The sequence below is a fragment of the Neolewinella persica DSM 23188 genome, from assembly GCF_000373105.1.
GTDB lineage: Bacteria > Bacteroidota > Bacteroidia > Chitinophagales > Saprospiraceae > Neolewinella > Neolewinella persica.
The window spans coordinates 84,864-97,842 of sequence record NZ_KB890435.1 but is presented as its reverse complement, the minus strand read 5'-3'; the positions used below and the strand labels follow the sequence as shown (position 1 = coordinate 97,842).

Here is a 12,979-nt window from a genome sequence, read left to right as displayed (position 1 = left end):
GTGCGTTTTCCTGCTGAAGCTTTTTAAGCTCGCGTTGAGTATCGTCTTCGTCAGTAGCTTTCTCCTTTTTCCAATTGTAAAGCGTAGCTGTACTGATCTGATACTCTCGACACAGGTCGTCGATTTTTGCCCCGGCATCCCATTTGGCCAGGACCTCAAGTTTCTGAGACTTTGTGAATTTACTTTTCCGCATGTTGGCGCGATTTAGAGGGTGAGTAAGATAAGGTTATCTTTCTACTAAATCGTGGTGGCGTCTAATGGGAAGCGTACATTTTTCAAACCCAATCTTTGAGGGCATTCCCTGGGAAAACCTATATTTAAGCTTGAACTAACTAAATTAATTTCAACCAAATGCGGTTAAAAATCCTCCTCGTCCTCCTCTTTTCGACTGTCCAACTATTGGTGTTGGCCCAAGATCAGGTCACCAGCGAAGCCTACCAACAAGCAGAGAATCAGCTTTCCTTCAATGCTTCCCAATATATTGACCGGATGAATGTCCGACCGAACTGGGAATCGGAGGAGCAGCTTTGGTACCAAATCCTGGTTAAAGACGGAATGGAGTTTGTGCATTACGACCTTGAGACAAAGAAAAAAACAACCTTTGCTTCCAGAGCAGTATTGAATAAAATGCTCCGGGCTGAGGCAGCGATACCTAAGTACAATCGTCGTACGGAAGTGCTTTCTCCCGACCAAAGCAAGGTGGTATTTATCAAAGATTGGAACCTGTGGATGCGCGATTTAGCTTCGGGAGACGAAAAACAACTCACCAATGATGGCATCGAAAACTATGGCTATGCCACCGATAATGCAGGCTGGCGACAAAGTGAAGGCCCCGTCGTTTTATGGTCACCAGATTCTAAAAAGATTGCCACTTTTCAGCAAGATCAGCGGTACGTATCTGATATGCACCTGGTGACGACCAATGTCGGTGAACCCAAATTAAAAACCTGGAAATACCCCATACCCGGAGATGAAAAAGTCATCCAGATCGAGCGACTCATCATCGACGTGGATAATGGGGAAATGGTGCGCTTTGATATGCCTTCAGATGATCGCCGGGGTACCTTATGTGATGATATTTCCTGCACGGGTACTTTTGATGATAACCAATGGATCAATGACGGCAAAGCATTGGTTTTTGTCTCCACTCCCCGGGATCATAAAAGTGCGCAACTAAGAATTGCAGATGCCAGCACCGGAAAAGTCAAAGACATCTTAAAGGAGGAAGTAGCCACCCAATATGAATCTGGCCAGGGAGCCATCAATTGGCACTACCTGGAGGCCAGCGATGAGGTCATTTGGTATTCTGAACGCGATAATTGGGGCCACTTATACCTTTACGATGCTCAGAACGGTCAGCTCAAACACCAAATCACCAAAGGCGATTTTGTCGTCACCAATCTCATACATATCGATAAAGAAAGCGGCGTTTTATATTTCGAAGCGAATGGTCGGGAAGCTGGTCAAAATCCCTATTTCAGCCATCTCTACCGGGTGGATCTGTCGGGAAATAATTTGCAATTACTGACACCGGAATCAGGGAATCATCGCATTCAGTTTTCTCCGAACTACGAATACTTTGTGGATAATTATTCACAACCAGATGTGCCGCCCGTTTCGGTGCTCCGTAATTTGAAAGGGGAGCTAATCGAGACCCTGGAGAAAACGGATATTTCACGCCTGACCGAAAAAGCCTGGCAAGCTCCCAATCCGATCACGGTTAAATCAGCCGATGGCAAATATGATTTATATGGCTTGGTCTATACTCCCGGTAATTTAGATCCGAATAAAAAGTATCCCGTTGTTAATTACATTTATCCCGGTCCGCAAGGTGGTAGTGTGGGCTCCTGGTCCTTCAGTGCTGGTAGGGGAGATCATCAGGCTTTGGCCGAATTAGGTTTTATCGTAGTGACGATTGAGGGGAGTTGTAATCCAGGTCGTTCAAAAGCTTTTCACGACGAGTGTTATGGCGACATGTCGGTCAATACTTTACCCGATCAGATTTCAGGTATTCAACAATTAGCCGAAAAGTATCCCTACATGGACTTAGAAAAGGTAGGAATTTGGGGGCATTCTGGAGGTGGATTCGCAACGGCCACCGCCTTATTTAAATATCCTGATTTCTATAAGGTCGGTATTTCTGAATCCGGTAATCATGACAACCGGAATTACGAAGATGATTGGGGTGAACGCTACATCGGCAGAATGGAAGTAGTGGATGGTGTCAACAACTACGAAATACAGGCAAATCAACTCTACGCCGAAAATTTACGGGGTAAATTGTTACTGGCACACGGTGGTATGGATGATAATGTGCCCCCTTATAATACCAGCCTCGTGGTGGATGCCCTGATAAAAGCCAACAAAGATTTTGACCTCCTTATCTTTCCCAATGCCCGACATGGCTATGGAGCCGATAGCTTTTATATGATCCGTAAAAGATGGGATTATTTTTTGAAAAACCTCAAAGGCTTAATACCTCCGAAAGAATACAAAATTGAACGTAAACGGGATCCGCGGCTCACAAAAAAATAGCTTGGCGCTGTAGGAACTCTTTTGAATAGGTAACAGGAAAACGGACCTTCGGTCTTCTAAAAGGTTTTATCAATAGGCTACTGGTGCCGCCGCAGCCGGGGCAAGAGTGGGCAGACGGAAGAGGTGACTTCCTGGCGGCTGGTGTTTTTGGTGTATTTTTGAGCGGCCACGGAGGCTGGTGTTGGTAAGCTAATCAGCGCCTGGAAATTGGTTTTTGGCGGGTACTTATCACTCAGGCTCACGTTGGCAGCATTGCAAAAAGAGCTAGCTTAATCGTACTTAGAGCGTGTCTAAATTTTAGCTTTCTGATTCCCAGTGCTTTGCGAACCTGGCGTCACGAAAAAATGCTTCCATGACTCGCCATGCAAGAACTTTTTCGTCTAGCCAAAACCGCAAATCACTGAAAATCAGTTTGCTAAAATTTTAGACACCCTCTTAACTATATACATTTATGAGACGAAGAGATTTCATTATCAAAACAGCGATAATCATTCAGGTTTATGAATAAATTATTTTCAATTTTACTACTTTTTTCTGCAAGTATATCTTACGGACAAAATCCAATTTTTATAGCCCATAGAGGAGGAGCCCAACTAGCTCCGGAAAATACTTTGGCGGCGTTTCGGAATGCCGTGGAGTTAAATGCAGATTATTATGAATTGGATGTGAAGATTTCCAGCGACGATTCGCTCATGGTAATGCATGATGCCACAGTAGATAGAACTACAAATGGTACCGGGAATGTTTCTGAGATGACTTATAGTGAACTTCGTGCTCTGGATGCCGGATCCTGGTTTGGACCTGAATTCGCCGGAGAAAAAATCCCTACTTTGTCTGAAGCACTCGAAGTGGCATTCACCAGTACTAACAATATTGGTGTTGTTATTGAACTCAAAAGCACAGACGTTAGACTACCCGAGATGGTTGCGACAATGATTCAGAACTATGGTTTGCAAAACCGGGTTATTGTTTCCAGCTTTAGCTTTCCACGCCTTGCCGAGATTAAATCTTTTGATTCCAGCATACCCGTTATGTTTTTTGCCACAATAACTGATGCGGTAATCGATCAGGTAGAAGCGATAGGTGGCGATTGGGTGGGAGGTAGTTTTGTTACGCAGGCTTTGTTAGATTATGCGCATTCCAAAGGAATTCGAATCAATATTTATTCTTTAAATTCCATCCCATCTATGATGACTTATATCAATTTGGGAGTAGATGGAATATCAATCGATAATCCTGGCCTGCTAATTGCTCTCAGAGATAGTACTCCTCCTGCGGATGTTGTCCTGACATCTGCTAGTGCCGATGGATCCACAGTTAATTTAACCTGGGAGGCATCGGAGGATTTGGAAAGCGGTATTGCCGGCTATGATATTTACCGTGGTACTGCAACCGAGCCTGTTGACCTATTGGAAAGTGTTGGGAATATTACATCGTATGCCGATCTGACATATACTGATAGTCAGCCCTTTTTTTACCGGATCAAAGCTAGAAACGTTGTTGGGCGTACCAGTGTAAATTACAGCAATGAGTTTAGTGTGTCAACCGGTCCGGACACCTCCAGGCCCAATTTATTATTTGTATCTTCTGCTAGTGACGCCAACACTATTGTAGTTGAATTCAGTGAACGAATTGACCAGTTGACCGCCGAAACCGCTACTAATTATGAAGTAAATAGTGGAATTGTTATAACTAGCGCGAAGCTTACTCTTGATCAACGCTCAGTAATTCTTTCTACGTCCACAATGAGCGACAAGTACTATACTTTATTGGTGAAGAATATCCAGGATAACGCTATGGTGCCAAATATAATGATTGAGGATACCACTATTTTCTTTCATAAGAACCTGATTCCTGAAACAGTGGCTATGTATAAGCTAGATGATTGGGTTGAAAATAGTGATATTACTATTCTTGATGCTTCCAATAATCATAACGATGGGGAAGTGAAGGGTGGGGCCTTTATTACGGATGGTTACATTGGAAATTCTATGAGATTTAACGGAGGTGATGATTATGTACAACTGTCAGCTTCAAGTTCTTTTGATCTAAACTCAAACACAGTAACCTTAGCTGTATGGACAAAGCTGGAGTTTCTTCCCTCGGAAATGCTTACTCCCTTTGGGCCTATATTTGATTCAGAAAATGATCAATATGTTATATACGAAGATAGAGGGAACAAAGAACTTCGTTTTAAAGTCGCTACCACAAATTCTGCACAGCGCCCAGGAATTTCTGAAGCCTCTTTAACCAAAGGCGAATGGATTCACATAGTTGGCGTTTATAATGGAAGTACCGCTAAAATATACCTGAACGGAATAGTCATGGACTCTCATAATTTAACTGGCAGCGTAAGAACCGGTCAGGAAGCGAGGTTGGGAAAAAGTGGTGATCCAGCCTCTTCCTCTCATTTTGTGGGCAGTATTGATAATGTTGAGGTGTATAATCTAGCCCTTTCTGCAGAGCAAGTAATGGCGCTATATAATAATTACAAACAAGAGAATTTACCGGTATGTGAAGTATCCGGTATTCAGGAGGATGTTACAATTTGTGGTGGAGAATCCTACACCTTTCCGGATGGGACCACTTCCTCTGTAAGTACAATGAATAGCAGCATTGTTATGGAACAAGGGTGTTTTAGTATTATTAACACAGCCCTTACGGCTGCAACACCTCTTGACCACGGTGTTACACAAGACAGTAGTATCCTTATCGCAAACCAACCGGGTGGTACTTATCATTGGTTAGATTGTAACAACAACAATGCTGAGATTAGTGGTGCCACGGATATTTCCTACGCTCCAGCATCTCCAGGCATTTATTCCGTGGAGGTAACTTTTAATGGCTGTGTTGACACTTCCGATTGTATAAATATTACTTCTATAGATGTCTTCGAAGCTAATGTCGCTGATTTCCAAATATATCCTAATCCAAGTACAGGGAATTTTACCATTCAATTGACAGGCGTTGTTCACGATCCATTTGTCGTGGAAATATTTAATTCGATCGGAATGCTGGTATACACTAATAAGTTAGATGGGCAGGATGAAATTTTTATAACGGAGAATATGAAGTCTGGTATTTACATCGTTAAAATCACTTGTAACGGAATAAGTCGAATCAGGCAATTGGTAGTTTCTTAATTTGCTTTTTAATAAGGCGCTAACTGTCTAAATGCTGGAGGGACATAATGTTACTGGAAGACAAAGGAAAGTCTGTTCAGGCCAAAACAACGATGACGAACCCCGTTGCCTTCTAACTTCCCCTGCACCTGCGGCCCCGCCCCCTAAAAAGAAGGAAGGGGTAAAAGGGCAAAAGAAGGAAGGGATAAAAGGAAGAAAGAAAAACCCGCTCATCGGTACTTTGCCCTTCCTCCCTTACTACATCAAGGCTTAAACTTCTTCAACACCCGATCGCTCAGAATCTTTACCCCCAAGGTTTTGCCCATTTCATTGATCTCTCCCAGCTTTTCCTCCAGTAAAGTATCCAACTGATCCAATTGCACCTGCAACTCAGCGGAAATGGCCTGAAAAGCCTCTTCGGCCTGATCGGTCGGGCGATAGTCGCCCCGCTGCTGGTCAGCCAGTAGAAAGGCCAGCCGGTTGTTGATCCTGATGCCGTAGTTGAGCGGATCCTGGCGACTCTGATTCTTGGTCATGTGAATATTGTTTTCAATGACCGACATGTCCTTGTTCAACTGGGAGCAGCGCTCCAGGATTTCCTTATACGCCGGTTTACCGTCCAGCTTATCCTTAAAGTAGTTAAGGTCGTCCCGGATGCTGCTGATGTCGCGCATGGCCAGGTGGGCTTCACTTACCCGATCGCGGACACGCAGCAAGTAAGCCAACTGCTTTTCATAGTCTGCCTGCGTGGTTTCCAGGCGTGGATCAGCAACGATGTCAAAGGTGGTCTCCGATTCCTTACCGCCCACTTTCAAAATGGCTGTATAGGTTCCCGGTACTGCTTTGGGGCCGCGATTAGGCGCGGAGTAAAGGATCATGCCATCAAATTCCATGAATCCCGGATAGCGCATATCCCAGACAAAGTGATTCTTGTCCGGACTAATTATAAGCCGTTGCTTTTTATCCGTCGTGTCGGTAGCAAAAGTCTGAATCATATTGCCTTCCATATCCTGGATTATCAGAGAAACGTCCTGCTTTTCATAGTCATTGATAAAGAAGTTGAAAAGCACCCCATTCGGATGGTTCTCTCCCGATAAGCGAAGATCATTGTCCCCCAGGCCACCAGATTGTGCCATCCGGTAAGACGGCTTGGGCCCATAAATGTGATGGGCTTGGGATGCGATGTCTTTATCCACCTGGCGGACAGGCCCCAGGTCATCAATCATCCAAAAACTGCGGCCGTGGGTAGCCGCGATCAGGCTTTCCTCCCGTACGTGCAAATCCCGAATTGCCGTAAGGGGTAAATTCAGCTGGAAAGGTTCCCAGTTTCCGCCATCGTCAAAGGAAATGTACATCCCGCGCTCGGTACCGGCATACAATAAGCCCGGGCGGACCGGGTCGGCACGTACCGCCCGCGTATAATGGGTGGGATCGATACCCTTGACAATCTTGGTCCAGGTTTTACCATAGTCCGTAGTTTTGTAGATATAAGGCTGATAATCGCCAAACTTGTAATGCGTAGCTGCCAGGTAGGCCCCGCCTTTCTTAAAGGGGTGTACATCAATACAATTCATCATATTGAGCTTGGGCGAATCCTTCGGGGTTACGTCGTTCCAGGTTTTACCATTGTCGCGGCTGATGTGGATCAGGCCATCATCGCTACCCGTCCAGATGACGCCGGGCTCCAGGGTAGATTCAGCCAGCGCAAAGATGTTGGCATAGAATTCTGCGCCGGTATTGTCTTGCGTAATGTCGCCGCCGGAAGATTTGATGGTCTCGGGGTCGTTACGCGTCAGGTCAGGGCTGATGACCTCCCAGGATTGCCCGCCGTTGGTGGTGGCGTGGAGGTAGTTGGAGCCGGCGTACAGCCGGTTGGGGTCGTTCGGACTAAACATCACCGGAAAGTTCCAGTTGAAGCGATATTTCATCACCTCCGCGCCCGAACCAGCCGGGTTGTCGGGGTAGACGTTCACCGAGCGTGTTTGCCCGGTGCGATGATCCTTACGCATCATGTAGCCCTTGTAGGTGCCGCCATATACGATTTCATTGTCTTTAGGGTCAGGGGCCAAATGTGCGCTCTCGCCACCGGCGGAAGGCTCCCAGTCTCTTTCTGCTATCTCGTCGCCAGCGGAGCGGTGCAAAATGCGCACCGTACTGTTGTCTTGCTGGGCGCCATAAATGCGAAAGGGGAAATGGTTGTCGGTGGTTACCCGATAAAACTGCGAGGTAGGTTGGTTGTGGTAAGTTGTCCAGTTATCTCCGGCGTCAAAGCTTACCTGTACGCCTCCGTCATCGGCGATGGCCATACGCTCATTATCGTTGGGGTCGATCCATAAATCATGGTGATCGCCGTGGGGCGTACTTATCCGCTCAAAGTTCTTACCACCGTCATTGGATCGCCAAAAGCCGACGTTGAGCACATAAACACGGTCCTCGTTTTCGGTATCCGCATAGATGCGGCTGTAGTACCAGGCCCGTTGCCGCAGGTTACGGTCCGCACTGATTTTGACCCAGGTCTTTCCTGCATTGTCCGAACGAAAAACACCACCGTTTTCGGCTTCAATAATCGTCCAGATACGGTCTGAATTGAGTGGGGAGACGGTTACGCCAATAATACCGAGCACCCCTTTGGGAAGTCCCGGGCGGTCGGTGAGTTTTGTCCAGGTATCCCCGCTATCCGTACTTTTCCAGAGGTGACTGCCTGGGCCGCCACTATCCATCCGGTAACCGTTTCGCTTGATCTGCCACGTGGAGGCGTACAGGATGCGCGGGTTGTTGGGGTCAAACGTCACGTCCACAGCCCCGGCTTTGTCGCTGACGTAGAGCACTTTTTCCCAGCTTTTACCCCCGTCTTTGGAGCGGTACAGGCCTCGTTCCTCGTTCGGAATCCAAAGGTTGCCCATTGCCGCTACGTACACGACGTCCGGATTCGTCGGGTGGACAATCATCCGACCGATGTGCTCCGTTCCTTTCAGGCCGATAGAGGTCCAGCTCTCCCCGGCGTCGGTGGATCGCCACAGGCCGTCGCCCGAAGAGACGTTTCCGCGCACGGTTTGCTCGCCTTCCCCGACGTAAATTACGTTAGGGTCGCTCTGGGCCACCGCCACGGCACCGATGGTGCCGCCGAAATAACCGTCGGAGATGCAGGACCAGCTATTGCCGCCATCTTTTGTTCTCCACACACCGCCACCGGCGGTGCCCATGTAGTAAAGGTTAGGTTTCCCAATGACGCCCTGCACGGTGCCCGCACGCCCCCCGCGAAATGGCCCGACCAGTCGCCACTCCATGGTGTTGTAAAGCGATTCGTCAAAACCGGTGGTGGCAGGGGCACTTTTCTGGGCTTGAAGCAATGGTAGCCATAAAAGAATGGCTAGTAGGCTGAAGAGTATCCTTTTCATCGTCATGGTATGGTTGGTATGGGTAGTGTGCAATTTTCGCCTTCAATATCGTGAAATTTGTTGAAGGCCCCATCCCGGTCGAGTACTTGTAGTCCGAATAATTAACTGTTGTGTCTCGGACCCAAGTATTGATCCAATTTGAGTACAAGATTCAGGCGGGGTCGCAGGTGCAAGGGAAATGGATGGAGGAGCAGGGTAGGGGGCTTTGGTTGGACTGAATGTAGCGGTGATGATGGGCAGCGTATTGGGCACAAATGCTATAAATGCTGGAGCGAGTTGCGTGATTGCTGTCATTTAAGCACTCATGCAAAAGGTTATTTAATATAAATTGCGATATTGGGAACTACGCAGCTAGTCATTACTCGGGAAGCTAATGTTTGTTGGGGTTGGGTAGTGGAAGGGTTCATTGGTAGGTGAGATGTACGGAAGGTGTGCTTGCATGTGTCAGCGGTCATTAAGAAGAATGAAAACATCTACAACAAGTGGATGCCTCAAATAGAAAATGAATGATAAAAAAATACTCAACCCTGATTGGAGTAGTCATTGGAACTCTCCTACTGATAATAGCGACACTTTATTATCCAGGCGGAACCTACGAAAATGTAAATTCAGTAGGTTATGATTGGGCAAATAATTATATAAGTAATTTGCTCAGACCATTGGCGGTCAACGGAGTAGAAAATACAGCAAGACCTTTGGCTATTTTTGGAGTGTTATTCCTTACTGCAAGTTTTGGATTGTTTTTCGTGAATTTTTCGAATAGGATTAAAATTAGAAGTGCTTCACTTGTAATAAAGTATTTAGGAATATTAGCGACAATATTAGGACTTATAACTGTTGTTCCTTCAATGCATGATCTCATGGTAACGATGTCAAGCATGTTAACACTTCTGATATTTTTTTATATCACAGTAATGGTTGTCAAATCCAAATTGAATTGGATGAAAGTCATGTCAATTATATTCCTATTGACTTTTTATTTTGGCACGTATATGTATTTTACAAGGTCTTTCTTAGAATACATGCCAATAATGCAAAAAATAATATTCTTAATGAAAATTATTTGGATTCTATCGTTGGAATATTTAACCCGAAAAGAGGACTTTCAATACATAATTAAATGAAGATAAAAAAGAAAACGAACTGCTAGCATTGCATAACTGTCAATACTCCGCATGCGCTCCGTACTGAAGCTACGCTCATGTTGATAATAATTAAAACCACCTAATGTTCAAAAACCAAAAAATAATAGAACTAGCAAGCGTCTTAGCCGGCCCATTAACGGGAACTTTCTTCGCAGAGTTAGGGGCCACAGTCATTAAGATTGAAAATAAGCTGACCGACGGGGATGTTACAAGAGCGTGGAGGCTCCCAACTGAATCCAGGGAAAAACCCATCTCTGCCTATTACAGTGCGGCAAATTACGGGAAGGAAAGTTTGTTGCTCGATGTGACGGATGCTTCAGATTATAAGACGTTGATCAATCACGTAAAAGACGCCGACATTGTCATCACGAACTACAAACCAGGCACTGCTCGAAAACTTAAACTGGACTATGATGATTTAAAGCAATACAACCCATCGCTCATTTATGCAGCGCTTACGGGTTTTGGTGGTGACGACTCAAGGCCGGCATTTGACGTGGTGTTACAAGCTGAAACCGGGTTTATGTTCATGAATGGCGAGCGAGGCAGAGACCCGGTAAAAATGCCGGTTGCTTTAATTGATGTATTGGCTGCCCACCACCTGAAAGAAGCCATTCTTTGTGCCATTATCAATAAATTGAGCACTGGGGAAGGGAAGCACATCAAGGTGTCGCTTTACGAGAGTGCGTTGGCTTCTTTGGCCAATCAGGCTACAAATTGGTTAATGGAAAGGCATATTCCACAGCCAATGGGCACCCAGCATCCTAACATTGCCCCTTACGGAGATATGTATAGGACCATGGATGGTAAGCTGCTTGTTCTGGCGATTGGTTCTGATCAGCAGTTTGAAAATTTGTGCTCACTTTTAGGCATTGAAATTGATGAGTTTGCTACGAATGCCCAACGGTTAGCTAATCGGGCAGCTTTGAACAGCAAAATAAGCGAGTGTATGGTTCAAAAAGTATCCGATTACTGGGTGGCTGAACTTGAACTAAGGAACATTCCTTATGGTATTGTGAAAAATATGCAGGAAGTCTTTCAGGAGGATACAGCAAAAAAGACGTTGCTTTTTGAGGTAGTTGAAGGCGTCGAAACTGTTCGGGTTAAAACAGCACTTATTTAGCGGTTGATGCATCCAAAAATCCGCCCGAAAGATCACACTTCAAGACCTGCGGCATTGGTGTATAGCCGTCCGACGGAACAACTAAGCCCGTAGGCCGTCGGGTCGCTGGGAACAACAACGAAGTCGGTGGGCAGGCGATCGGACGGCTCGCAGGTTAATAATTGCAATTTGTTATCCAAACGTAGAGGGGGGTGGATAACAAATTGCACCTTCAGCAGCCGTCGGACAGCGTTTTACCGACTGCGTCAGGTAAAAACGATCCGACAGACGGCGAACAATGGCCTCGGTGGTCTGACGACTTAGGCCTGTGCAATTTGTTCTACACACCGTAAAGGGCATCCGTACAAGAGTTTAGCCATAAACAGCTAATTTTGCACGGTTCTACCGTAGCTGCTACAACTACCCCCATGCCCCAAACCATCATCATCGGCGGCGGCGCCGCCGGCTTTTTCTCCGCCATCCAACTGGCGGCCAACCACCCGAAGGAGGACATTACCATCCTCGAACGGGGCAAATCCGTGCTGGAGAAAGTCCGCATCTCCGGCGGCGGGCGTTGCAACGTCACCCACGGCTGTTGGGACCCGCGGGAACTTTCGAAGTTTTACCCCAGGGGCGAGAAGGAACTGCTCGGCCCCTTCAACCAGTTCGCCTGCGGCGACACCATGGGCTGGTTCGGCGATCGGGGCGTAGAACTAAAGATTGAAGACGACGGACGGGTGTTCCCCGTATCCGACAGTTCACAATCGATCATCGATTGCCTTTGGAATACCGCGAAGGCCCAGGGCGTCAAGGTGTTGACGAAAACCCGGGTGTCGGAGATCATTGCTCCTTCAACCTCTTCCACTGCACCTGCGTCCGCGCCTGAAAAATGGACCGTAAAAGCCGGTGACCAAACCTTTACCGCCGACCGCCTCGTCGTCACTTCCGGCTCTAACCCCGCCGTGTGGAAGCTGCTGGAATCCCTGGGCCATACCCTGGTTCCTCCGGTTCCCTCCCTCTTCGCTTTCGATACCAAAGACACCCGGCTGCGCGACCTCTCCGGCATCTCCATGCCCTGGGCGCAGCTGAATATTGCCGGCGAAAAACTCAAAGCCGAAGGCCCGCTGCTGATCACCCACCGGGGCCTGAGCGGCCCCGCCATCCTCCGGCTCTCCGCCTGGGGAGCACGCCGCCTCGAACCCCGCAAGTACAACTTCGAACTGGTCGTCAACTGGCTGGCCATGCGCCCGGTAGACGTGGAGGAACAACTCGAAGACCTTAAACAAACCGAAGCCATACGTCAGATCGCCGCCCGCGCTTACCTGGACCTGCCCATCCGCCTTTGGAAATCCCTCGTTCAGGCTGCCGGTATTCCGGGCGACCAGCAATGGTCCCAACTAAGCAAGCGACAGCGCGCCGCCCTGGTTGAGCAGTTGACCAATGCCCGGTTCCACATTACGGGAAAATCCACGAATAAGGACGAATTCACCACGGCTGGCGGCGTTGATCTGCGGGAAATTGACTTCAAATCCTTCCGCTCCAAACTTTACCCCAGCCTCTTCCTGGCCGGCGAAGTGCTGGACATCGACGCCATCACCGGCGGCTTCAATTTCCAGGCAGCCTGGACGGGGGGGTGGTTGATTGGGAATGCGGAGGGGTAGGTCCTAAACACCCCAC

8 protein-coding genes are annotated in these 12,979 nt (G+C 47.4%); 5 read left to right on the top strand and 3 right to left on the bottom strand.

The window, feature by feature from the left end; genetic code table 11:
• The coding region (locus B036_RS0114615) for a transposase (RefSeq protein WP_020569472.1) at window positions 1–193 on the bottom strand (193 nt) is incomplete at its 3' end.
• 158 nt (window positions 194–351) lie between these two features.
• Here B036_RS0114615 and B036_RS0114610 point away from each other — a divergent pair.
• Together B036_RS0114610 and B036_RS32150 are read left to right on the top strand one after the other, a co-directional pair.
• Window positions 352–2,535, top strand: a complete 2,184-nt coding sequence (locus B036_RS0114610; protein ID WP_020569471.1) for a S9 family peptidase — start codon at window positions 352–354, stop codon at window positions 2,533–2,535.
• Window positions 2,536–3,035: 500 nt separating this feature from the next.
• Window positions 3,036–5,678 carry a glycerophosphodiester phosphodiesterase family protein gene (locus B036_RS32150; RefSeq protein ID WP_020569469.1) on the top strand — a complete coding sequence of 881 codons (2,643 nt, stop codon included), beginning with the start codon at window positions 3,036–3,038 and terminating at the stop codon, window positions 5,676–5,678.
• Window positions 5,679–5,920: 242 nt separating this feature from the next.
• Here B036_RS32150 and B036_RS0114595 read toward each other — a convergent pair whose 3' ends face one another.
• Window positions 5,921–9,055, bottom strand: a complete 3,135-nt coding sequence (locus tag B036_RS0114595; RefSeq protein WP_026231998.1) for a WD40/YVTN/BNR-like repeat-containing protein — start codon at window positions 9,053–9,055, stop codon at window positions 5,921–5,923.
• A gap of 506 nt (window positions 9,056–9,561) precedes the next feature.
• On the opposite strand from B036_RS0114595, the gene B036_RS0114585 reads away from it, so the two are divergent.
• Window positions 9,562–10,179: a hypothetical protein gene (locus B036_RS0114585; RefSeq protein WP_020569465.1), complete on the top strand. Its 618-nt coding sequence runs from the start codon at window positions 9,562–9,564 to the stop codon at window positions 10,177–10,179.
• 103 nt (window positions 10,180–10,282) lie between these two features.
• A complete protein-coding gene (locus B036_RS0114580; protein WP_020569464.1) occupies window positions 10,283–11,323 on the top strand; it encodes a CaiB/BaiF CoA transferase family protein in 1,041 nt (346 codons plus the stop codon).
• Window positions 11,324–11,355: 32 nt separating this feature from the next.
• Here B036_RS0114580 and B036_RS34455 read toward each other — a convergent pair whose 3' ends face one another.
• Window positions 11,356–11,490: a hypothetical protein gene (locus tag B036_RS34455; protein WP_264758373.1), complete on the bottom strand. Its 135-nt coding sequence runs from the start codon at window positions 11,488–11,490 to the stop codon at window positions 11,356–11,358.
• A gap of 240 nt (window positions 11,491–11,730) precedes the next feature.
• Here B036_RS34455 and B036_RS0114575 point away from each other — a divergent pair, with 240 nt between their 5' ends.
• Window positions 11,731–12,963: a BaiN/RdsA family NAD(P)/FAD-dependent oxidoreductase gene (locus B036_RS0114575; protein ID WP_020569463.1), complete on the top strand. Its 1,233-nt coding sequence runs from the start codon at window positions 11,731–11,733 to the stop codon at window positions 12,961–12,963.
• Window positions 12,964–12,979: the final 16 nt, after the last annotated feature.